Annotated in this window: 16 protein-coding genes and 1 pseudogene; 8 read left to right on the top strand and 9 right to left on the bottom strand. The window is 36.6% G+C overall.

Annotation, left to right across the window (positions count from 1 at the left end; translation table 11 throughout):
• Nucleotides 1-267 precede the first annotated feature (267 nt).
• On the top strand, nucleotides 268-2,472 hold the full coding sequence (locus CDG60_RS09210; protein ID WP_087514045.1) for an OsmC domain/YcaO domain-containing protein: 2,205 nt from the start codon (nucleotides 268-270) through the stop codon (nucleotides 2,470-2,472).
• Nucleotides 2,473-2,600: 128 nt separating this feature from the next.
• On the opposite strand, the gene CDG60_RS18295 is transcribed toward CDG60_RS09210, so the two are convergent.
• Nucleotides 2,601-2,741, bottom strand: coding sequence for a hypothetical protein (locus CDG60_RS18295; protein WP_171405445.1), 141 nt, complete (start codon nucleotides 2,739-2,741; stop codon nucleotides 2,601-2,603).
• A gap of 221 nt (nucleotides 2,742-2,962) precedes the next feature.
• Here CDG60_RS18295 and CDG60_RS09205 point away from each other — a divergent pair, with 221 nt between their 5' ends.
• On the top strand, nucleotides 2,963-3,589 hold the full coding sequence (locus CDG60_RS09205) for an XRE family transcriptional regulator (RefSeq protein WP_087514044.1): 627 nt from the start codon (nucleotides 2,963-2,965) through the stop codon (nucleotides 3,587-3,589).
• A gap of 256 nt (nucleotides 3,590-3,845) precedes the next feature.
• On the opposite strand, the gene CDG60_RS09200 is transcribed toward CDG60_RS09205, so the two are convergent.
• The 4 genes from CDG60_RS09200 to CDG60_RS09185 form a co-directional block, all read right to left on the bottom strand.
• Nucleotides 3,846-4,568: a pirin family protein gene (locus tag CDG60_RS09200; protein ID WP_087514043.1), complete on the bottom strand. Its 723-nt coding sequence runs from the start codon at nucleotides 4,566-4,568 to the stop codon at nucleotides 3,846-3,848.
• Between the two features lie 194 nt (nucleotides 4,569-4,762).
• Nucleotides 4,763-5,461, bottom strand: coding sequence for a DUF1826 domain-containing protein (locus tag CDG60_RS09195; protein WP_087514042.1), 699 nt, complete (start codon nucleotides 5,459-5,461; stop codon nucleotides 4,763-4,765).
• A 149-nt stretch (nucleotides 5,462-5,610) separates the two neighbouring features.
• Nucleotides 5,611-5,805 carry a helix-turn-helix domain-containing protein gene (locus tag CDG60_RS18610; RefSeq protein WP_406565312.1) on the bottom strand — a complete coding sequence of 65 codons (195 nt, stop codon included), beginning with the start codon at nucleotides 5,803-5,805 and terminating at the stop codon, nucleotides 5,611-5,613.
• Nucleotides 5,806-6,191: 386 nt separating this feature from the next.
• Nucleotides 6,192-7,324, bottom strand: a protein-coding gene (locus CDG60_RS09185) for an IS3-like element ISAba14 family transposase (protein ID WP_223155595.1) whose coding sequence is annotated in 2 segments (ribosomal slippage) — nucleotides 6,192-7,072 and nucleotides 7,072-7,324 — 1,134 coding nt in all. Because the reading frame shifts where the segments join, the coding sequence is not laid out codon by codon here.
• A gap of 846 nt (nucleotides 7,325-8,170) precedes the next feature.
• On the opposite strand from CDG60_RS09185, the gene CDG60_RS09180 reads away from it, so the two are divergent.
• Nucleotides 8,171-9,328, top strand: a complete 1,158-nt coding sequence (locus CDG60_RS09180; RefSeq protein ID WP_087514459.1) for an NADH-dependent flavin oxidoreductase — start codon at nucleotides 8,171-8,173, stop codon at nucleotides 9,326-9,328.
• Nucleotides 9,329-9,589: 261 nt separating this feature from the next.
• Here CDG60_RS09180 and CDG60_RS09175 read toward each other — a convergent pair whose 3' ends face one another.
• Nucleotides 9,590-10,123: an NAD(P)H-dependent oxidoreductase gene (locus CDG60_RS09175; RefSeq protein ID WP_227542948.1), complete on the bottom strand. Its 534-nt coding sequence runs from the start codon at nucleotides 10,121-10,123 to the stop codon at nucleotides 9,590-9,592.
• A gap of 63 nt (nucleotides 10,124-10,186) precedes the next feature.
• Nucleotides 10,187-11,086, bottom strand: a complete 900-nt coding sequence (locus CDG60_RS09170; protein ID WP_087514456.1) for a nuclear transport factor 2 family protein — start codon at nucleotides 11,084-11,086, stop codon at nucleotides 10,187-10,189.
• 192 nt (nucleotides 11,087-11,278) lie between these two features.
• On the opposite strand from CDG60_RS09170, the gene CDG60_RS09165 reads away from it, so the two are divergent.
• A complete protein-coding gene (locus CDG60_RS09165; protein WP_087514457.1) occupies nucleotides 11,279-12,193 on the top strand; it encodes a LysR family transcriptional regulator in 915 nt (304 codons plus the stop codon).
• 107 nt (nucleotides 12,194-12,300) lie between these two features.
• On the opposite strand, the gene CDG60_RS09160 is transcribed toward CDG60_RS09165, so the two are convergent.
• Entirely contained in the window at nucleotides 12,301-13,272 is a 972-nt protein-coding gene (locus CDG60_RS09160; RefSeq protein WP_087514458.1) for an LLM class oxidoreductase, read from the bottom strand.
• Nucleotides 13,273-13,558: 286 nt separating this feature from the next.
• Nucleotides 13,559-13,822, bottom strand: a pseudogene (locus CDG60_RS18395) (site-specific integrase); the annotation flags it as partial.
• A 117-nt stretch (nucleotides 13,823-13,939) separates the two neighbouring features.
• On the opposite strand from CDG60_RS18395, the gene CDG60_RS09150 reads away from it, so the two are divergent.
• The 4 genes from CDG60_RS09150 (at nucleotide 13,940) to CDG60_RS09135 (ending at nucleotide 23,415) form a co-directional block, all read left to right on the top strand.
• Nucleotides 13,940-15,072 (top strand): IS3-like element ISAba14 family transposase gene (locus tag CDG60_RS09150; RefSeq protein ID WP_223155595.1). Its coding sequence is split into 2 segments (ribosomal slippage): nucleotides 13,940-14,192 and nucleotides 14,192-15,072, totalling 1,134 coding nucleotides; the frame shifts between segments, so codons are not numbered across the junction.
• Nucleotides 15,073-15,642: 570 nt separating this feature from the next.
• Nucleotides 15,643-16,775, top strand: a protein-coding gene (locus tag CDG60_RS09145; protein ID WP_223155595.1) for an IS3-like element ISAba14 family transposase whose coding sequence is annotated in 2 segments (ribosomal slippage) — nucleotides 15,643-15,895 and nucleotides 15,895-16,775 — 1,134 coding nt in all. Because the reading frame shifts where the segments join, the coding sequence is not laid out codon by codon here.
• A 77-nt stretch (nucleotides 16,776-16,852) separates the two neighbouring features.
• Nucleotides 16,853-21,994 (top strand): AAA domain-containing protein, encoded by a 5,142-nt coding sequence (locus CDG60_RS09140; RefSeq protein ID WP_087514362.1) that lies wholly within the window; start codon nucleotides 16,853-16,855, stop codon nucleotides 21,992-21,994.
• Entirely contained in the window at nucleotides 21,991-23,415 is a 1,425-nt protein-coding gene (locus tag CDG60_RS09135; RefSeq protein WP_087514361.1) for a hypothetical protein, read from the top strand. The genes CDG60_RS09140 and CDG60_RS09135 overlap by 4 nt, the downstream gene beginning before the upstream one ends.
• Nucleotides 23,416-23,766: the final 351 nt, after the last annotated feature.

The raw sequence follows: 23,766 nt of genomic DNA, 5'->3' as shown, positions 1-23,766 counted from the left end.
GTCAGAACCATTTAAAAAATAACAGTGAAGTACTGATAAAAGTCGTCCATTGATGTGAATAATTCGGTAAAATCACAGGTCATTATTTTCGAATCTGTTTTTAAGGGCATAATCAGTCTTTCAGCACTGTATTTTTCAACTTTAAAACATTGTTTTTCTTATTTATATATGTGTGTCCGATCAAAATCATAGTCTGGATATACATATTATTTCATTTTTATATTCCTTATTTCAGCAATGCTGAACAGGAATACTCAGGTGTCCCGCATGGAAATCAAGGTCAATTATCTCGATAATCTTCGTCAGGAAGCAAAATTCGATGATTTTACGGTCATTGCCGACCAACCCATCCGATACAAAGGGGATGGTTCAGCACCGGGTCCTTTTGATTATTTTCTTGCATCTTCAGCGCTGTGTGCAGCTTACTTTGTCAAAGTGTACTGTGCAGCCCGTGATATTCCAACAGACAATATCCGTCTGTCACAGAACAATATAGTAGACCCTGAAAACCGCTATAAACAGATTTTTAAAATTCAGGTTGAATTACCGGCTGATATTTCTGAAAAAGACCGTCAGGGAATCTTACGTTCCATCGACCGCTGTACTGTTAAAAAAGTCATTCAGACCGGTCCTGAGTTTATTATTGAAGAAGTTGAAAGTATTGATGCTGATGCTCAGGCATTGCTCATGCCGAGTCTTAAATCTGAAAATACAACGTATATTCCAGGCAAAGACCTGCCGCTGGAACAGACTATTGCCAATATGTCAGGTATTCTGGCAGGTTTGGGGATGAAAATTGAAATTGCCTCATGGCGAAATATTGTCCCCAATGTATGGTCATTGCATGTCCGTGATGCACAAGCGCCTATGTGCTTTACCAATGGTAAAGGGGCGACCAAGGAAAGTGCGCTTGCTTCAGCACTGGGTGAGTTTATTGAGCGTCTGAACTGTAACTTTTTCTACAATGATCAGTTCTGGGGAGAGGATATTGCCAATGCTGAATTTGTGCATTATCCAGATGAAAAATGGTTCAAACCAGGTCCAAAAGGTCAGTTACCTAAAGAAATACTGGATAAAAATACGCTCGCAATTTATAACCCTGAAAAAGAATTATTGGGCACGCATCTTTATGACACCAACTCAGGAAAAACTGAGCGTGGTATCTGCTCATTGCCTTTTGTGCGTCAGTCAGATGGAGAGACCGTTTACTTTCCATCCAATCTGATTGAAAACCTGTATTTAAGTAATGGTATGAGTGCCGGTAATACACTTGCTGAAGCTCAGGTACAATGTCTGTCTGAAATTTTTGAACGTGCTGTAAAACGTGAAATTCTCGAAGGTGAAATTACACTGCCTGACGTTCCACAGGAAGTACTGAACAAGTATCCAGGTATTGTGGCAGGCATCCAGGGACTGGAAGAACAGGGCTTTCCTGTTCTTGTAAAAGACGCCTCTCTGGGTGGAAAGTATCCGGTCATGTGCGTAACGCTGATGAACCCACGTACTGGTGGTGTATTTGCTTCTTTTGGAGCACATCCAAAACTTGAAGTGGCTCTGGAGCGCAGTCTGACAGAACTTCTGCAGGGTCGTAGTTTTGAAGGCCTGAATGATCTGCCAAAACCGACTTTCAGCAGCAATGCCGTTACTGAACCAAACAATTTTGTAGAACACTTTATTGATTCCAGCGGTGTAGTGTCATGGCGTTTCTTTAGCTCAGCGTCAGATTATGACTTTGTGGAATGGGACTTCAGCTCCAACGGTGAAGATGCCAATGCTCAGGAAGCGGAAGCTTTGTTCGGCATCCTCAAAGATATGGGCAAAGAAGTTTATATGGCTGTTTATAAACACCTGGGCGCAACAGCCTGTCGTATACTGGTACCAGGTTATTCTGAAATTTATCTGGTGGAAGATCTGATCTGGGATAACACCAATAAAGCTTTACTGTTCCGTGAAGATATCTTAAATCTGCATCGTCTGGATGAAGAACAGCTTGAAGCACTTGTTGAGCGACTGGAAGAGGTGGAGGTGGATGATTACACCGATATCGTCACCCTGATTGGTATTGAGTTTGATGACAATACTGTCTGGGGAAAGTTGACCATACTTGAATTAAAGTTACTCATTTACATGGCATTACAGGCATTTGAAGAAGCCAAAGAGCTGGTGGAACAGTTTCTTCAGTACAACACCAATACAGTGGAACGCGGATTGTTCTATCAGGCACTGAATGTCGTGCTGGAAGTTGAACTTGATGATGACCTGGATCTGAATGACTATGAATATAATTTCCGTCGCATGTTTGGCGATGAAAGAATGGACGCAGTCATTGGTTCTATGGACGGCAGTATCCGCTTCCATGGTTTGACCGAAACCAGTATGCAACTAGAAGGATTGGATCGTCATTTACGTTTGATAGACAGCTATAAAAAGCTGCATAAAGCACGTAAAAACTTTGTAAGTTCCAACCTTTAACTATCCATAAATGCTGCAAATCGACATTTGCAGTTCTCTTTACTGAAGTTCAGCTTCAGACAGGGTAAGGATTCAATTCAGGCAAATGTATAATTACGTTTGCCTTTTTTGATGGAAGTAGCTGATTACTATTCATGATGGATCGTCTGAGCTTTCAGTTGAGAGTTTTCCTGAGCCAGAATCTGATTGTCTGTTTCTGCCATATACCAGCCTGCAAAACTGAAAAAAGTGACAAAAAGTAACATTATAGAAATAGAATCTGATTTCATATTATTGCTCCATGTTCAGATATATGTAAATATGTTCAAATTATTGAGCAGAAACAAATTCAAGTGTTTAATTTAAGATCAAACTGTTCTTTAAACCTGGAGGTTTTACTTGAATCCATCCTGCTTGAGATATATGATTGCTCAATAATTTGAATATTTCAACAAAAATGTTCAAAATTTTGAACATAATTTTGTAAAGGGGTCGTGCTTTGAGTAAATTTATGCAACGTTTACGCTCAGAAATTGAAAGAATAGGCGTCAGTGAACTTGCTCGAAAGGCAGGAGTTGCAAGGAATTCACTCTATAACTGGAGCGAAAAAGGCAATATCCCCATGGATAAACTTTTTTTACTCGCAGAATATGGTGTGAATGTTGATTATATTCTGAATGGACAAAGTCAGGATGCGACCAGTTCTGTCATGGACGAATTTGGCTTGATTCCAGTCAGAGAGGATATAGAGGTATCTGCAGGTGCTGGTGCATTTGTGGGCATGGAAGACAGTTCTGCATACTGCATGGCTTTTAGAAAAGACTGGTTAAACAGCCGTGGACTGAAAGAAAAAGATTTATACGTCGTGTTTACCCGTGGCGACTCAATGGAACCTACCATCAGTGATCAGGATTCATTACTGGTCAATACTGCTGAAAAAATGCCTCATGATGGACATATTTATGTAATCCGGAGCCAGGATACGCTTTGGGTTAAACGGATTCAGAAATTGCTGAACGGCTCACTTTTACTGATTTCTGATAATAAAATCTATCCTCCAATGGAGCTGAACTTAAATGAAGCTTCAGATGTGGAAATTATTGGTAAAGTTGTCAGTTCGAGCAAAAACTTTTATTAAAAACCATGGCTTTACAGAAAAAATCAGAATGGTTTCTGACAGATATCCAGTATAGATGATGAAAAACCATGTGAAAGATTGCAGCATTTCCAGTGATATATAATGGATTTATCCATTCAAGCTGAAACTCAGAACATGAATCTTTCTCTACAATTACTGTATGGTAGTAATCAACAGTGCAGGGCAAGGTTGAATGCCCGTGGAGAGATTCAGATAAAAAAAGCATGAATGGATTCATTCATGCTTTTTCAGTCAGTTAAGCCATGCTTGGGATTTCTTCAGGGCGCATATCAAAAATCAGGATTTCTGCCTGATTACCCTGACTGAAGGAAAGCGTACCACCTTCGCGGATACGGGCAGCGTCACCTGTATTAAATGTTTTACCATTTACATCCACACTGCCTTTGGCTACGTGTAAATAAACATAGCGACCTTCAGGAATGACGAAATCCGCAGTTTCATGGCCATCAAACAGACCTGAATAAATATTGATATCCTGTTTAATGGCAAGTGTTTTTTCACCACCTTCAGGAGATATCATCAGATGAAATTTACCGCGTTTATCTTCAGGAGCAATATGAATCTGCTGATATCCCGGTGCTGTATTCACTTGATCAGGCACCACCCAGATCTGTAAGAAATGTACATTTTCCTGAGCAGAGTGATTAAACTCACTGTGTGCAACACCATGACCTGCACTCATCAGCTGAATATCACCAGGGACAATAACTGAACCTGTACCCATGGAATCTTTATGCTCCAGAGCACCTTCAAGCACATAGGAAATAATTTCCATGTTATGGTGTGGATGTGTACCAAAGCCTTTTGACGGTGCTACTGTATCGTCATTGATCACCAGCAGGTCAGAGAAACCGACCTGTTTTGGGTCCCAGTAATCAGCAAATGAAAATGTATGTTTTGATTGTAACCAGCCATGATGAGCTGCACCACGTGCATGAGATAAGCGCATATCAAACATTGTCATACTCCAGATTTAATTTTTTATCTGAGTTAATAGTATTGTTTTTAATTTACCGATGAAGCACCAGAAATGGGAAGCTTGGTGTGATTTTTAGAACGATACAGTTTCAACAGGCAGAGTGACAATTTTTACTGGAACCAGATATCTGACGATCATTCTCTCCATTATCTGGTGATGTTCATAAGGGAGCCTTAACAGATCAAAAGCAGTCTATATTCACCTATGGTTTCAACAGGTGCGCGATGGATGCAGGGTAAAACCTGTTGTATCGGATGATCAACAGCTAAACGCCACAGATGCCCATTACCTAAATTTAAAGGTTCGGCTGTAGGTTTGGGCTGATAGTGCAGATCAAAGAAGTATTCTTTCAAAAATGATTCAAATTCAGCTTCAGATCCATCATGCAGCTCTTTGAGTTTGTTTCTGATTTCTGGAATCAGAATTTTTTGCTCCACCTGATCATTTGGCAGGATATCACTTGCAGCTCCATGATAGGTGCATAAAAAAGTGTCGGTTTCTATGAGAGAACGATCTACATGATATGAATATACGTCCGTTGAAATAAAATCCAGTTCATCATCACGTTCATAGCATTTCAGAAGATTCAGGGAGGGAGATGCACCAAAGTCAGATAGCAGCTGAATATCCTGGAGAATAATTTCCCTAGCTGAATGACCGTTCTCAGAAAGTTGCAGCGCTAAAAGATCTTCAACTGAAACTTCAGTAATATTTTCTTTTAACTCCAGTTTACTGGTAATCTCATTAAAATCACCATGAAGATTTCTATGCCAGCAAATGGCATTAGTTTCACCCTGAAATTTTGAATTTACGAGTTCTGAAAAAGTTGAAACCTCTCTGATCTGTCGGTGATTTGAAAATGTAACTGTCATATCCAGGATAAAAATAAGCTTTCAATCATTATATACTTTTAACCCTGTATAAAAATGAAATCAGAAATTCATTTAAGTTTTTCCAGTGACTGTATTGGATATATTCCTTTTAGAAATAATCCAAAAATTTATTTATTGAAAAGATGGATTCAGGAAAGCTGAAGTTTCATAAACTGACTGGGATTTTTTTGCGTCACACGCTGAAAAGCACGGGTAAATGCCGCGACAGACTGGTATCCGACTTTTTCAGCACAATCAGCAATTGTTAAACCTTCAGCTAAAAACTGTTGCGCAAGCTGCACACGGTAATATAAAACAAACTGAGTTGCTGAAAACCCTGCAATACTGGTGAAATACCTGGCAAAGTTAGCTCTGGATATACCACAGACATACCAACTTTTCGCGAAATTCCTTTAACTTCTGATCTAACATTTTATATCCTTATTTTCAGGAGGTATTCGTTAAGATCAATCTAACTTCTGGATGCTTTAAGGTTTGGTATTAAAGTGACAGTCTTATGGTGAATCCGTGCCAAAATTGAGGTTGTGCAGGCAACTACAGCAGTCAGATCAGCACGATGAAATAGATCAGTTGAAACAGTTGTTCATCAGACTTGATCACCAGATCGAGAGGATGTAGTGGATATTGAGATTTATCTTTATATGGCTCAGAGGTGGTCCCACTTGTTTGAACAACTAAAAGCGTATTTATAAGTGATATTCCGCTCTAGTTAAGCCACCTTGTTTTGTTGGGGTAGCTGATCATAGTAAAACTCATTTGGTGTCATTTTGTCTAGACTCGAATGAGGTCGTTTCAAATTATAAAACTCAAAATATGCACTTAATTGCTTTTTCGCATCTGTGACACTGCTATAAGCTTTGAGATACACCTCTTCATATTTAACGCTCCGCCATAATCGTTCAACCATCACATTATCTACCCATCGACCTTTACCATCCATACTGATTTGAATGCCATTTGATTTCAATACATCAATAAATGCATCACTGGTAAACTGGCTGCCTTGGTCTGTATTAAATATTTCAGGTCGACCATATTTTTCAATCGCTTCATTTAAAGCCGAAATACAAAAATCCACCTCCATACTAATCGATACCCTATGCGCAAGTACCTTGCGGCTATGCCAATCAATCACAGCACATAAATAAACAAAGCCTTTTGCCATAGGGATATACGTTATATCCGTAGACCACACTTGATTACTGCGCTGAATAGCCAACCCTTTGAGCAGATATGGATATTTACGGTGAGCTTGATTAGCCTGGCTTAAATTTGGTTTGCAATATAACGCCTGAATACCCATTTTCTTCATTAAAGTACGTGTATGACGTCGTCCTATATGATGTCCTTGACGATTCAACAAATCACGCATCATACGACTGCCTGCAAAAGGATATTGCATATGTAATTCATCAATACATCGCATCAGCTTCAGATCTGATGCACTCACAGGTTTTGGGCGATAGTAATAACAACCACGGGAGACTTTCAGCAGCTTAGCTTGCTTAGATACTGAAATCTGAAGTGAGTCGTCGATTAACTTTTGTGGTTGAAGCGGCCCAGTTTCTTCAACACACCTTCTAAAAAATCAATTTCTAATGCCTGCTCACCGATTTTTGCATGTAGTTTTTTTAGATCGATGGGTGGTTCTGTTGGAGCTTTTGATTGATCGAAAGCTTGCGAGGAAGCTGAGATCAATTGATTTTTCCAGTCAATAATTTGGTTTTGATGAACATCAAACTCAGCACTCAATTCAGCAAGTGTTTTTTCTGCTTTAATCGCAGCAAGTGCTACCTTAGCTTTAAAATCATTTGAATGATTTCTTCTTGGTCTACGTGCCATAAAATACTCCATATATTGATGTTTATAACATCATTTGAGGAGCAGAATATCACTTATAGGAGTTGTTCAAATTTACGGATCCATCTCTCTCCAATTGTTTTACTTATTGGTTTTCTGTTTATTGCATGGCTTTATGATGACTATAATCCTTACTGAGCGCAGGATTTCGGCATAACGTATATTATGTTCATTTGCGTACTCGGCATCATGAATATAATTGTTCAGATTCATGATGCCGAGCTGTAGCAACAACTGAGGTTGTGCAGGCTACAGTCTTGGATATTCTATTTAACTTATGTTCACCTAAAATTTAGTTCATCATTTCACCTTTACATAATGATTAATTTTTTCAATATCTTACTTTAAGAATATTAATTTTTTTATTATGTTAAGTTCATGAACTTATTATAAGAATATGCAATAAGAAGTAGGGAATATTAGGCTTAAAGCAGGTTTGAATTAAGAAAAGAAAAACTTATGTCATTACACTACGTGTAAAATTCGCGATTCCATCTCTGAAGCGTGCATTCGTACAGCGTTTAATAATCTATTCTTCGCTATATAGCGAATAAAACCTATTGATAGTCATAATGTTCGCTATATAGCGAACTTATATATTGGTTAACAATATTTTCTAAATGATAAACAAACAGCGCGACTTTATGGCTGATCGTACTTTCATCTCAATTGAAGTAGTCTCCTACAATCTTAAATCTTAGTACGATTCGCAATAATTTATCAATTTTCTACCATTCGACTCGGTGCTCATTACGCCCCATATCGGGGAAGCTCATTCCCGAATTTTTAATCTAAGATGCATGAAATTCTCTTATGCTTGGATCAAAAATGAGTAATTATCGTTTTCTATCACCGATTACTTTGCCAAATGGCATCACGATTAAAAATAGAGTTGTACTTCCACCAATGACAGAACAAATGTCTTTTGAGGATGGGACAATTACACTAGAAGAAATTCAGTATATGCAACAACGAGCGGGTGGCGTTGGCTTACTCATTACGCCCGTTGCTTATATTAATAAAGAAGGAAAGGGCTTTGAAGGGCAACTGGGTGCAGATGATGATGATAAAATTAAAGGATTATCAAAATTAGCACATGCCATTAAAGCACGTGGTGCTAAAGCCATTCTGCAAATTTTTAGTGCGGGCAGAATGACAAATTCATATATCACGCGTGGCTTGCAACCTGTCAGTGCCAGTGCTGTTGCAGCACCACGTCAAGGTGCAGAAACACCACGTGAATTAAGTGCAGCAGAAGTATTAAATGTAATTCAAGATTTTGCGGAAGCAACTCGTCGAGCAATTTTAGCGGGTTTTGATGGTGTTGAATTACACGGCGCAAATACCTATTTATTACAACAGTTTTTTTCACCGCATTCAAACCGTCGTACAGATGAATGGGGCGGCTCTATTGAACAGCGTTTAAATTTTCCAATGACGGTTATTCAAGAAGTGATGAAAATTAAACAAAAATTTGCCACGCCAGAATTTATTGTCGGCTATCGATTATCTCCTGAAGAAGTTGAAGAACCGGGTATTTCACTCGATGACACCAAGTACTTAGTGGAAAAATTACAGCATACAGATCTTGATTATATCCATGTTTCAATGGGCAATGTATGGCGTACTTCAATGCGTGATCAATCAAATAAACAGCCGATTATTACTCAACTTAAAGCGGTCAGTACCGAAAAACCAATCATTGCTGTTGGAAATATACGTACGCCTCAAGAAGCAGAAACCGTAATGCAAAGCGGTATTGATCTTGTTGCTTTGGGCCATCAGTTAATTATTGATCCAAATTGGGTTGAAAAAGTCATGTCTAGACATGAGGAAACGATTCGTTATCAATTACATGTGGCTGATTTAGATGATCTAGGTGTAAAACCACCTTTTTTAGAATTTATTCGTGAAATGCCAGGCTTTGACATTCTTGGATTGGAAGATGAAACCAAACGAAAAATTGATAATGTGACTTATCTTTAAAATTGAAAAAGAAGCTGGTGATTCAACCAGCTTTTTTTTATTTTGAAAAGTTGCGCTTCACCTAAACTTAATATTCTTAAAGGAATTTCAGATATAAGCATCTACTAAGAACAAACAAATCAGCATATTTATGCTGTTATTTTCAATAAATTTACCCCATACCCATAACAAAAATTGAATAGGTATGAGGGAGATCCATACTTTAGGGTGATGTATTTTAAAGGCTTATTGTCATAACAAATCTAATGGGAGACATGAAAATTAATCTTTCATGGCAATAAGATGTTCTAACTCATCTATCGTTTGTTGAATACGTTCTTGCAAAACAGCAGTCGGTTGCGTGTGAATACAATCATTTGAGGTGACGTAAATTGATGTATTGGTCACCCATGTTTTGAAATAATTGAATAAAGGACGCAATTGGTAATCAATCATCAAAGAATGACGTTCCGAGCCACCTGTGGCAGATAATACAACGGGTTTATTTGCCAGTGTTTCAGGAGAAATCAGGTCAAATAAATGCTTAAACATACCGGGGAAACTGGCATTATAAGTTGGCACGCCCACCACTAAAATATCGGAATTTATGATTTCCTCAATAATATGTTTTGCCTCAAAATTCAATTCATTGGCTGATTGAGCCATCGGAAAAGATGGACCCAGATCAGATAAATTATAAATCACAAATTCCATATTTAACTTCTGTGAAATTTGCTGAGCGATTTCCGCAACAACACGGTAAGTGGAGGAAGGGAGTTTAAAATTACCAACAATACCAACAATTTTTTTCATCATATCTCTCAAAATTTAACAATCATCGTAGATGAAATATCTATATAGAAAGGTGCAAACACCGCATTAACCCTGACGAACCCAACCCGAAATATATTTCATGTCATGTATTTTCCACAGGGTGTCATCATCGCATTGCAGTTCAATTTGATAATGTGCGGCATATATTTTCTGCCCATCTTTGTCGGTACTTTGATTGGGAATGATGCGTCCAATAATCATATAAGCAGACTTGTGAGATGGATCTATTTCGATATGTAGCGGTTCACCATAATGTTGGATCGACGGCCAAGGCATTCTAAAAGCCTTTAAAGTTGAGATAATGTTTCTTTTTCCTTTTTGAATCCCCATTGGTGGGAGATCTGTGGTCGCATTTTCAGTGAAATTTTCGATATGTAGGCTTGTATCTGCTAAATCCAAAGCCCAAGCATAACGATACCAAGACTCAGCAATTTGAGTTTCCGCATCTTCATTGGACATCCAATCTTTTTGCCAAAGTGAATTAAATTCACTGCTGATCGTGGTCATCGGATCATTTGGTTTCCATAAGCTATCTAAAGGCAAAATCCAGTGGGACAATAATTCTTTATTACCATCTACCCAATTCAGTTGAATTTTTATATCTTGGATATATTCATTTTTAAGGGTAAATATGAGCATCCCACCAAAATATACTTCCTGATTTTTAGATGCTTGAGCATAGAAATAGCCACTGATTTTACTTGTTGAACCCGAAGATTTTTTCACTACATTGCTTAACTGAATATCAACATGATCATGTGATATAAAATCCTGCTTTAAAAATGAAATTAGATTTTCACGAGAAGTCACAACACCACGATAACTTGAGGAAAATGTGACAGATTCACTGATAAATTGTTCGGGTTGAATCATCGATTGACCTTTCCATAATTGAATAAATTGTTCAACTGAATGGAGTGCATGTGCAATTTGGGTTTTCATCATTAGACCTATTTGCTTGAATTTCTGAATACAGTGATATAAATCATTTCGGCACAAGGATAAGCCTGTGCTGAAATGTATTGATATGTACTGCTGATTAGTAAAAAAATAGAACAGATGATTAGAATAATGTAATATTTGTAGAATTAGATTCCTATATTAGGGGTGTTAATTTAACTAATCTATGGAAAAGTCATGGAAATCAATCGAATAGGTGATATTTCTGCCTTTGTTGCTTCGGTAAAATATGGCAGTTATACGCAAGCAGCAAAACATCTCCAATTATCTCGATCTGCGATTGGTAAAAGTATTGTTCGTTTAGAAGAACGACTTGGGGTTCGATTATTGAATCGCACCACGCGTAGCCTGAGTTTGACTGAAGAAGGGAAAATCCTTTTCGATTATTGTCGTCAAATTTTAGATGATTTGAGTGAAGTCGATAATGTCATGGCAACTCGACGAGTACAGCCGACAGGGACGCTCAAAATTACAGCACCGCATTCTTTTGGGCATCAATATATTTTGCCCGTACTGGATGCTTTCTTAAAAAAATGGACGGGGTTAAAGGCAGATATTTCATTTACCGACCGTTTTGTGGATGTGATTGAAGAAGGTTTTGATATTGGAATTCGTATCGGTGAACCTAAAGATGATTCACGAATTTTAACTCGAACCATTGCATGGCAAAAAATGCAAACTTGTGTTTCACCACAATATATTCAACTTCATGGTTGCCCTAAAACACCTGAAGAATTAGTCAATTTTGATACTATTTTCTTTAATGGTAGTGCAGGGCAAAGGAACTGGAGATATAAGACAGAAACTGGAATTTATGTATTTGAAGGACCAGAGAAAATGAAAATAGATAGCTCTGATGCTATTTTAGCCTCTGCAATTTCAAGTTTTGGTATTATTCAATTACCGACATATTTGACCCAAGAAGCGATTCAGAATCAGCTATTGATTCCAATTCTTTCAGAATTTTCTGTTGAACCTGAACCGATTCGTATTATTTTTCCAAGTAAGAAGCATTTATCTCCACGTGTACGCTTATTTATCGACTTTATTGTTGAATTGTGGAGTGAAAAATTACCTTGGGATGAAGCCTAAGCCAATATAGAAAATCAGAAAAAATCAGATCGATCTACAAAACTCAATTGAAAAAAGACTCCTTGTTTGAGGCAAACAAGGAGTTTGAAAAACAGAAAAGTGTTGAATTAATTATTATTAAAATGCGGAAGGACTTCTTCAATCAACTCTTGTAGCACTTCATTTGCAGGTCGACGCGTTGGTTTAAGATTCAGCGTAATATGCGCAACGCCATCTTGCTCTTGCTGCTTCCAAAATTCCATTAAGGTATTACGACCAGCTCTTAAGAAAATGTTGTGATGCAAACGTGCAGTTTCATTTGGATCTTCGCTTAAATCTAAGAAGTTCGCATAGCCAAATGGATGCCACGTTTTACCATCACCGAGTTCAGCAATTTCTTTGACGATTCCTTTTGAGCGTTTAGGATCGACACCATGCCAAATCCATGCATCGGATTGATTTGCAAACCAAGACATATCTTGACGTGCTCGACCAATGGTAATCATTGGAAGACGTTTAGATACAGGCTTCGGTACGAGATCAATATTTCCCGTCAATTGACCATGATATTCACTTTTCATTCGAGGAAATTTATTTTCATTTAATGTACGAATCATTTCCCAAGCTTCTCGGAAACGCTCAGCACGGTTATCAAAATCACAACCAAAAGCAGGATATTCTACAGGTCTGTCTCCGCTAGACATGCCTAGGATAAAACGACCATTGGAGAGTTGATCGACAGAAGCCGCTTGTTTCGCTGTTAATATGGGATTGCGTAATGGTGAAACAATTCCAGCAGTACCCAATGTGATATTTTGAGTTGCAGCAGCAAGAAAACCCAAATCTACGAATGGATCATAGATTTGTCCAACATCACCAAAATTCGGATCATAAAAGGGGACATCTCGAAGCCATAAAGCTGAAATACCACCTTGATCTGCCATTTGCGCTAATTCTAAATGGTCTTGCATATTGGGCATTGGGCCTTCTGGATATCCTTTAAATGGTGCAATTAATCCAAAGGTTAATTTATTAGGTTGGAATACACGGGTAAAAGCCGTGTTATTTGCCAGGTGTTCAGGTAGTAGCAACTTGTTCATCAAATTGTCCAGTGATTTTATTTAAACTGGGAAATATCTTAATGAGTTTATTGGGGAATGTGTTTCCCAAAACTTGGGATGGAATAAGTCAAAGTCAGTCTTTCTATGTGAATAATTGCATAATTTATGTGCTATTTATATGCAATTGACTATAAGATGGTGATTAGCGAAATTAGTGAGTACATACCCAAAATTTGGGATGTGTTGCGGTAGCGTAACTAAATATAAAACAAAGGATAAATATTCTAATGAAAAACCTTTTCAAACTCATATCTATATTCAGATTTGTATTTCTTAACCGAATAAGATTGCTATCAATTTTTTTATTATTTTCTAAATAAACAATGAAATTATCAATTTCAACTTGGATAATCTCAAAATTGTAGGATGTCGAATAAAAAGATTCACAAAAGGACGTGGTAAACTTTTCAAACCAAAATTTTATTGCGATTAAATCTGCATGCTGAGTAGAGATACTTTGAAATCTAAGAAATTTCATGGTGTACAACATAGGGTACAAACATGGACAAGATGAATCTAGATCAAATATAGAAAAGTTTGTGAAGTATTCTTAAGGTCAGAGATGGATCCGTAAATTTGAACAACTCCTATAAGTGATATTCTGCTCCTCAAATGATGTTATAAACATCAATATATGGAGTATTTTATGGCACGTAGACCAAGAAGAAATCATTCAAATGATTTTAAAGCTAAGGTAGCACTTGCTGCGATTAAAGCAGAAAAAACACTTGCTGAATTGAGTGCTGAGTTTGATGTTCATCAAAACCAAATTATTGACTGGAAAAATCAATTGATCTCAGCTTCCTCGCAAGCTTTCGATCAATCAAAAGCTCCAACAGAACCACCCATCGATCTAAAAAAACTACATGCAAAAATCGGTGAGCAGGCATTAGAAATTGATTTTTTAGAAGGTGTGTTGAAGAAACTGGGCCGCTTCAACCACAAAAGTTAATCGACGACTCACTTCAGATTTCAGTATCTAAGCAAGCTAAGCTGCTGAAAGTCTCCCGTGGTTGTTATTACTATCGCCCAAAACCTGTGAGTGCATCAGATCTGAAGCTGATGCGATGTATTGATGAATTACATATGCAATATCCTTTTGCAGGCAGTCGTATGATGCGTGATTTGTTGAATCGTCAAGGACATCATATAGGACGACGTCATACACGTACTTTAATGAAGAAAATGGGTATTCAGGCGTTATATTGCAAACCAAATTTAAGCCAGGCTAATCAAGCTCACCGTAAATATCCATATCTGCTCAAAGGGTTGGCTATTCAGCGCAGTAATCAAGTGTGGTCTACGGATATAACGTATATCCCTATGGCAAAAGGCTTTGTTTATTTATGTGCTGTGATTGATTGGCATAGCCGCAAGGTACTTGCGCATAGGGTATCGATTAGTATGGAGGTGGATTTTTGTATTTCGGCTTTAAATGAAGCGATTGAAAAATATGGTCGACCTGAAATATTTAATACAGACCAAGGCAGCCAGTTTACCAGTGATGCATTTATTGATGTATTGAAATCAAATGGCATTCAAATCAGTATGGATGGTAAAGGTCGATGGGTAGATAATGTGATGGTTGAACGATTATGGCGGAGCGTTAAATATGAAGAGGTGTATCTCAAAGCTTATAGCAGTGTCACAGATGCGAAAAAGCAATTAAGTGCATATTTTGAGTTTTATAATTTGAAACGACCTCATTCGAGTCTAGACAAAATGACACCAAATGAGTTTTACTATGATCAGCTACCCCAACAAAACAAGGTGGCTTAACTAGAGCGGAATATCACTTATAAATACGCTTTTAGTTGTTCAAACAAGTGGGACCACCTCTGTCAACATATCATATTTTATGATTGAACCACAAATTAGTTAAGTCATTGAATTCTAGTTTAAGAACGAAGTATATGAAGTTATTGTTAGGTGTATCGGATTTAACTTATGTTTACCTAAAGTCTACTTCATGATTAATTATATTGTTAAAATTCAATAAAATTAATAATTTATGTAATTATATACTTATATATAGGTTTGATTGGTTCATGAACCTGTCCTGTAATACAATATTTTCTAAAATTAAAGTCTACAAAAAGTTCTAAAGACTCTTCTTTTTTAGTGGTTACTGTCCGTACTTGATTTCTTAACATCCACGAAAAATAGCTGAATATTTAATTCTAAATACTGATAGAAAAATTTCTTTTAGCAATTTATAGTGACTTCATTGTAAGTATTTAATAAATTTCAACTTTGAGATTAGAGATGGATCCGTAAATTTGAACAACTCCTATAAGTGATATTCTGCTCCTCAAATGATGTTATAAACATCAATATATGGAGTATTTTATGGCACGTAGACCAAGAAGAAATCATTCAAATGATTTTAAAGCTAAGGTAGCACTTGCTGCGATTAAAGCAGAAAAAACACTTGCTGAATTGAGTGCTGAGTTTGATGTTCATCAAAACCAAATTATTGACTGGAAAAATCAATTGATCTCAGCTTCCTCGCAAGCTTTCGATCAATCAAAAGCTCCAACAGAACCACCCATCGATCTAAAAAAACTACATGCAAAAATCGGTGAGCAGGCATTAGAAATTGATTTTTTAGAAGGTGTGTTGAAGAAACTGGGCCGCTTCAACCACAAAAGTTAATCGACGACTCACTTCAGATTTCAGTATCTAAGCAAGCTAAGCTGCTGAAAGTCTCCCGTGGTTGTTATTACTATCGCCCAAAACCTGTGAGTGCATCAGATCTGAAGCTGATGCGATGTATTGATGAATTACATATGCAATATCCTTTTGCAGGCAGTCGTATGATGCGTGATTTGTTGAATCGTCAAGGACATCATATAGGACGACGTCATACACGTACTTTAATGAAGAAAATGGGTATTCAGGCGTTATATTGCAAACCAAATTTAAGCCAGGCTAATCAAGCTCACCGTAAATATCCATATCTGCTCAAAGGGTTGGCTATTCAGCGCAGTAATCAAGTGTGGTCTACGGATATAACGTATATCCCTATGGCAAAAGGCTTTGTTTATTTATGTGCTGTGATTGATTGGCATAGCCGCAAGGTACTTGCGCATAGGGTATCGATTAGTATGGAGGTGGATTTTTGTATTTCGGCTTTAAATGAAGCGATTGAAAAATATGGTCGACCTGAAATATTTAATACAGACCAAGGCAGCCAGTTTACCAGTGATGCATTTATTGATGTATTGAAATCAAATGGCATTCAAATCAGTATGGATGGTAAAGGTCGATGGGTAGATAATGTGATGGTTGAACGATTATGGCGGAGCGTTAAATATGAAGAGGTGTATCTCAAAGCTTATAGCAGTGTCACAGATGCGAAAAAGCAATTAAGTGCATATTTTGAGTTTTATAATTTGAAACGACCTCATTCGAGTCTAGACAAAATGACACCAAATGAGTTTTACTATGATCAGCTACCCCAACAAAACAAGGTGGCTTAACTAGAGCGGAATATCACTTATAAATACGCTTTTAGTTGTTCAAACAAGTGGGACCACCTCTATTTTAAGAGGGTATTTTGGACATAAAAATTTGGGAAGGCGGTCTTCAATCGCAAGAAATCATCGCTATCGAAAAAATTAGAGCTGCTTTTACTAAACAGGGCAAGATGTTTCCATGGAAAGGTTATGCGGGATTTCGCTTTACTAATTCAAAAGGTAAAGAAGGTGAATTCGATCTTGTTATTGTGACGCATTGCAATGTGATCATTGTTGAGCTTAAAGATTGGAATCATCAACCTGTTACTTCTGTTAATGGTCGTTGGTATAAAGGTGATCGCGATATGGGGACTTCTCCTGTATCAGTGACAAAGAACAAGGTATTTACATTACAGAACAAATTGGAAAAATATAAGAATAAATTTACAAACAAAGGGCGAGTACCATTCATTAAATATTTTGTTGTGATGACTGGTAATGCAGACTTTAGTCAGCTACAGGGTGTTGATAAAGAATTTACAATTTCACTGGATGACTTCTTAAAACTTGCCAATACATCTGAGTTCAACGATAAATTTCCGATAACCCACCCGATGCAACGTACGGTAAATAAAGATTTCGATATATTTGATGAATTATTTTTGGGAAATCAAACTAATGCTAGGTCATTGAATGTTGGTGGTTATACAGCTGCAGATACGATTTTTGATCATCCAAACGGCATTTATAAAGAATATTATGCAGTCACCAAAGGGCAATTTAAAAATGAAGCACTCCTTCGCTGGTGGGACTTTAGTAAAGTATCAGGGGTGAAAGGATTAACTCCAGATGGACGAGGACAAATAGTTTCAAGAGAGCGCAATGTTCTGCAATATTTAAAAACTCATAACCAAGAACTTTGGAACCATTGTTTGAGGTCATTGACCCCGTTTGACCAAGATGAGGTTACTACGACAAGTGCAGAATTATTTGAGTTTCCGACTAATCATTTTCGTTTTAACGAATTTATTGGTAAATATGCAAGTTTATATAGCGAAATAGATTTACTTGAAATTGCTAAGATCATAATGTCGCAATTTGAATCATTACATAAGGTAACAGTTGCACACCGTGATATTAATTCTCATAGTCTGTGGCTCTCTCAATCGAAATCAGTTGTAATCTCTAATTTGGCATGTGCGTATTTTAAACCTGCAGGAACAGTAGGCGATTATCGTGAGCAACTGGCTGTCGGTGCAATAGAAGCAGTCGGAACTGAAAGTGAGAATCCAAAATTCAACACACCCTTTGAGTCTGATGTTTATGCTTTGGCAATTATGCTTTGGCATCTGTTACATAAGGAGCGTATTTCAGAAGGCAGTCTACAGTCATTACAAAATAACTTAAAGAATAGTGCTGCGTTCTATGCTCCGGTACTTTATAACGCAATTTATAACAAGAGCTTTAAAGATGCCTCGGAATTTACTACAGCATTTCATGCGGCAGAGCCTAAGCGTGCTGAAATAATCACTTTCGATGCAAATTTAATAGAGCCATATCGCAATAGTATTAATCATTCTCGTCAATTTAAACCTGACGATGACATAGATTTCTTTGTTGAAACTGATGAAAAGGAAGTGTACTGCTCTAACGGATTGCTTGTTAAGGCCTGGCTCAACACTGGTGGTATTAACGCCTCCGATTTAGAAGGTTTTCAAATACATAAATTCATCAAGAAAATTGAAAAGCTAAAAGCTATCAATTCTCCGTATATTCCACGAATAGAAGACTTTGGAATTGCACAAAAATCTTCAAGTCTATTTCTTGTGACAGAATATCTTGCTGATAGCCAATCTTGGCGTCAGAAATATCAGCAATATGCGGATGTGAATTGTGACATAAGCAATGAAGAACGGTTAGCGGATATTGGGAAACTCATTTCAGCGATTGATGATTTACACGAAGCTCACGTATCACATGGTGATTTGCACGATGAGAACATTTTATTAGATAAAAATAGTGGGCAAATCTACCTGATTGATATACCAGATTTTAATTTATCTGGAGAAGAATCTAGAAATACTCAATATTCACCAGAGCAATACGATGTTGATGCTTATCAGCGTGATAATTATGCAGTGATGAAATTGGCGAGCGAGATTCTATGCTTTAATTTTGGTGAGGGATCAGAAAATTATCCAATATTGGCTGAAGCAATTCAGAATGAATTGAAAGATGAAGAATTTGGCTTCAAAGGAATTGCGAGATTTAAGCAAGCTTTTGATAGGTTAGGTCATAAATCCAAGAAAATTATTACTGTATATGATAATCGTGTGAGCGAAAGTTTTACGATTTATCCTGAAAATATGCAGATGTATGTTGGGATATCAGCTCGTACTGAGGGACATGAGCATATAGCGAGCTTAACGTTTAATGGAATTGGTGGCACATATTCATTGCAATATGATTCAAGTCGCGGTAACAGATCAATCTTTGGTGGTATGGCCCCTCGTAAAAAAGATTATCTATCAGCAAAAGAAAAAGAGAATAGCCAAGCAAGCTTAAATGTTGAGATACAGATCAAGGCATCTGATCAACGTAACTATACTGAGCTTGTCAATTTTCTTAATACACAAACCGACTTTATCGACATTGTAGACTCTGCGCTTAAAGAACATATAGCTAAACGACTACAAACAGATCAGAAAAAGAATGAAACACCATTATTTGAAAAAAATGATGCTTTTCAATTGCTTGAAGAAGGTATTCTTCCTGGGCTATCTATACAACCAATTGTTATTTCGAGCGATTCCCCTGAAAATCAGCGACAGGATATTCCTTTAAAACAGGCATCAAAAAAACTGGATACCCATAAATTATGGACTGCGATTTTAGATGCAGAAATTGATGCCTCACCATCAATTGAGCTTAAAGACACAGCATTTGTGAAAGACAATACTTTTATATGTCCTTACGATGCAGTAAAGGATCCTTTAGAAAGTTTTGATGATTCAGATACAGATAAGGTGTTTGCATTTATTAACAAAATAGACCACAAGGCTTTGAAGGCTGAGGGGAAAAAAATAGAAGATATTGAAAACAATGATGAATTAGCAAAAGAATTTACGAAAGAGTTTAAATTGGGTGAGGTGGATTTAAAGGCATCGAATCTTCATGAAGTACATATTACTAAGGTCAGAAATACTCGCTATCCTCCAGAAGAAGGGAGTGTGATTTATTTTCGCTCGATGCAAAGTAATGCATCATTAAGAAAACGTAAATACGCAATTGAACGTATTCTAAATAAACAGAGCATTATTTCAGATTTAGCTGAATTGTTTGATCCAGAATGTAAGCTAACAGCTAATTATTATGACATAAAAGTTAAAGATGAAGATTTCGATCGTTATAACCGAAAAGATGATCATGGCAATCAAATTAGTCTAAACCTTCAGCAAAAAAAAGCTTTTCAAAGATTGATCAATAGTGGTCCACTTTCATTGTTACAAGGTCCACCAGGCACAGGTAAAACTGAATTTATTGCAGCATTTGTACACTATTTGATTGAAAAGCAAAATGTAAAAAATATTCTTTTGGTGAGTCAGTCACATGAGGCAGTAAATAATGCTGCAGAGCGTATTCGTAAACACTGTGCTCGTTTGGAAACACCACTTGAAGTTGTTCGATTTAGTAATCGTGAAAACACAGTTTCAGATGGTTTAAAAGATGTGTTTTCAAAGGCAATCACCGCCCAAAAACGTGAACTCTTTTTAGCAGAGATGAAAACTCGTATTTCTTCTTTGGCTACAGCATTAGGTTTACAATCCGAAGTGATGGTCAAAGTGGTCGAGCTTGAACTTCAGCTATTTAAGCAAATCGATGATTTAATTCGTCTGAAAAAGATCTCTAATAATATTAATGAAGTTGAAAATTCAAACACACTGAATAAAACCATTGATTTCGACTTAGCTGCTCAAATCCGAGAACTTGAAGCATCAATTCGCAACCAAAGTGTCAATGAGTTCAATATAGAAATTTCATCTAATACCATAATAGATTTTGAACTAAAAAATCGCATTATAAAAGCATTAAGTACTAGATTTGGATTGAATATTCAGGAAACCCGAAGTGTTCTGGCATTAGCTAAAGTCACTAAAGAGATGATTGATACGCTCTCTGGAGACTATGTAAATTATGATGAATTTTATGCACGTTCTCGTCAGCTTGTGATTGGTACATGTGTTGGTATTGGTCAAGGTCATTTGAACATCCGTGAAAACACATATGACTGGGTCATTATTGATGAAGCAGCTCGTTCTCAATCGGGTGAGTTAGCTATAGCAATGCAATCAGGCAAGAGAGTGTTATTGGTAGGTGATCACCATCAACTCCCACCTAATTATTCTCCTGAGCAAAAAAATGTGATCGCGAGAAAACTAGGTATTTCACTGGCATATGGTAATTATGACGAAATAGATAATTTGCTCAAAAGTGATTTCGACAGAGCATTTAACTCAAGCTATGGCCAACAAGCTAGTGAATCTCTTTGGACACAATACCGAATGGCAACGCCTATCGGAAATATAGTTTCTGAAATTTTTTATAAAGGTAAATTAGAATCTTCGGGACGAACTATTTCCCAGCATTATGAGCAAACTGCTGATGTATTACGTTCAACTGTAACATGGGTGGATACATCTGATATGGGGCATGATGCCTTCCATTCAGAAGTTAAACAGAATAGAGGGAAGATTCGTAATAAAGAAGAAGCAAAAGCGATTATGACTATTTTAAAGCAGATTGCTGAAGATGAAGCTTTGATTAATTATCTTAACAGCGTTAGAAAAACTGATGCAGCTATAGGTGTTATTTGTATGTATGCAGAACAAAAGCGATATTTACAGCAATTGTTCAATCAGAATGCATGGCCAGAAGGTTTCAAAGATCTAGTCAACATTGATACTGTGGATAGTTATCAAGGCAAAGAAAATCGAATCATCATCGTTTCAATCACACGTTCTGACAAATCTAATACTCCTGGCTTCATGATTATGCCAAATCGAATTAATGTTGCATTGTCTCGTGCGATGGATAGATTGATTGTAGTTGGTAATAAGAATGTTTGGACTGGAAGGAATAGAGATCTGCCATTTGGAAAAGTGGTGAAGCATATGGAAGAAAAAGGAATTGATGAAGGCTACAGATTTGTCTTTTCTAAAACTTTGAAAGGAGAAATGGTATGAACGCACAATTGAAGTATCATGAAATTGATTTTTTAATACCATCACAAGAATTCATTGTGAATTTCTCCTATGTTTCAGGGAAAGGTTTATCCTTTATTCGAGAATATATACTCCGTCTGCTTAATATTGCACCAATGACTAAAATGCAAATCTCTGTGTATTTTGGATTAACTGAGATTGAAGCAACTGAAGCGATAGATGATTTAATTGAACAAGACTTTATTAAATTAAATGCTGATGGTCGTTTGGGTTTGACAGATTCAGCAAAGAAATTGTTTACTGATGTTGCATCAGATGTGAGTTTGACTTCGATTGAAGAAAGTACGGCTAAAATAAGATTTGAGTTAGCTACATTTTGTTTTTTCAAAAATGAAAAAAATGTCGGGATAAGAAATTGGGCTTGCGGTTTAAAAATAAATGCACCTCCAGAACATGAAGCATACGCAGCTGATCATGTGAGAACAAAATTTCAAGATGAGTTTTTTCAGATTGCGGAAAACAATTTCCTTCCAAATTCAGTACTCAAGGATAATCATCGACCTCATTTATACATGATTAATTCAGTAATTCCGACTTATAAAGGCCCATTAAGGATAAAAGTAGATTTTAAATTGGATCATAAAGGTGATCCCTTATTACTAGATAAATTTTCAGATTTGAGTCATTCAGATCAGATGCATTCACTACTCGCTGAACAAATAGATCAAATGAAGCGTGTCAGCAATGTAAAGGAAATTGTAAAAGCTCAGGGAATACTTGAAGATTGCTACACTTCACAATTCTTAAACGAGCAGGGACATATAACAAATTTAACTGATGTACAAGATGGTATCAATGGTGAGATATTTGATGGGGTAAATTACAATTTATTGGTTGGTCCAATTTACCAGCAAGAAAATTGGAAAGTATTAGAGAAAGAAATCCATACTATTTCGAAACGAGTGAAAGGATCTAATCAGGAAAATAATTCAACGAAAATCATTTGGATTGCACCATCAAATCCATTTTGGGGTATGACCTCAAAAATAGGGATTGCGTTTGAAACCTTGCAAGAGGCATTTAAGGATAATAAGGGGACACTATCAAAAGTATTCTTACCTATCAGGAATCAATATGATAAAAATACTGCTAAAAAGTGGTTAAATCATTTTAAACCCTATGCGAATATATTGAATGGTTTACGAGAAGGATTTTGTGATGGTAATGTTGAAATATTACTCATTAAAAATGAACTCGTTGCTATTAGTTACCATGTGAGTGATTCAGAGAGATTGCCTGTAAGTATGCCTATCGGTTTTTTCACAAAAGATTTTAATGTTGTCAATCACATAGATAAAATTGTGGACCAATATCTAAATGGTTATGCTTCGTATGATGAACCTAATAATTGCGGGCATCTCCAAAAAATTACAAGGCGTTAATAGTTTTTCATAATTCATAAATGCCACAAATGTGTGGCATTTATATAGTAATAATCTAAATATCATTTACCTAGTACTAAGTACATAGAAAGCGAGCAACTGGTGTAGGAAACTCATAACTTTACTAAGATATGTGTTGAAAACAATGCCAATGACAGTTTCAGTAATAAAAGTCTTGACAGTTCTGGAGGGTAATCATTACTCTATATCAATATTAATGAATTTATTGTCACTTATTATCTATTTAACTTATGTTTACCTGAAGTTTTATTCATAAGAATCCATATATTTATATTAATTAAATTGAATAACTTAGAGAATTAAAATTACAAGTTATAAATATTTGGTTCA

This window comes from Acinetobacter chinensis (assembly GCF_002165375.2).
Classification (GTDB): domain Bacteria; phylum Pseudomonadota; class Gammaproteobacteria; order Pseudomonadales; family Moraxellaceae; genus Acinetobacter; species Acinetobacter chinensis.
The sequence above is the reverse complement of the archived record's forward strand: the minus strand, read 5'-3'. Positions and strand labels throughout refer to the sequence as shown.

Excerpts from the sequence above, each read along its gene's own strand:
- CDG60_RS09210 (WP_087514045.1), top strand. The coding sequence starts at position 268 with ATGGAAATCAAGGTCAATTATCTCGATAATCTTCGTCAGGAAGCAAAA.
- CDG60_RS18295 (WP_171405445.1), bottom strand. The coding sequence starts at position 2,741 with ATGAAATCAGATTCTATTTCTATAATGTTACTTTTTGTCACTTTTTTC.
- CDG60_RS09205 (WP_087514044.1), top strand. The coding sequence starts at position 2,963 with ATGCAACGTTTACGCTCAGAAATTGAAAGAATAGGCGTCAGTGAACTT.
- CDG60_RS09200 (WP_087514043.1), bottom strand. The coding sequence starts at position 4,568 with ATGTTTGATATGCGCTTATCTCATGCACGTGGTGCAGCTCATCATGGC.
- CDG60_RS09195 (WP_087514042.1), bottom strand. The coding sequence starts at position 5,461 with ATGACAGTTACATTTTCAAATCACCGACAGATCAGAGAGGTTTCAACT.
- CDG60_RS09180 (WP_087514459.1), top strand. The coding sequence starts at position 8,171 with ATGAGTAATTATCGTTTTCTATCACCGATTACTTTGCCAAATGGCATC.
- CDG60_RS09175 (WP_227542948.1), bottom strand. The coding sequence starts at position 10,123 with ATGATGAAAAAAATTGTTGGTATTGTTGGTAATTTTAAACTCCCTTCC.
- CDG60_RS09170 (WP_087514456.1), bottom strand. The coding sequence starts at position 11,086 with ATGATGAAAACCCAAATTGCACATGCACTCCATTCAGTTGAACAATTT.
- CDG60_RS09165 (WP_087514457.1), top strand. The coding sequence starts at position 11,279 with ATGGAAATCAATCGAATAGGTGATATTTCTGCCTTTGTTGCTTCGGTA.
- CDG60_RS09160 (WP_087514458.1), bottom strand. The coding sequence starts at position 13,272 with ATGAACAAGTTGCTACTACCTGAACACCTGGCAAATAACACGGCTTTT.
- CDG60_RS09135 (WP_087514361.1), top strand. The coding sequence starts at position 21,991 with ATGAACGCACAATTGAAGTATCATGAAATTGATTTTTTAATACCATCA.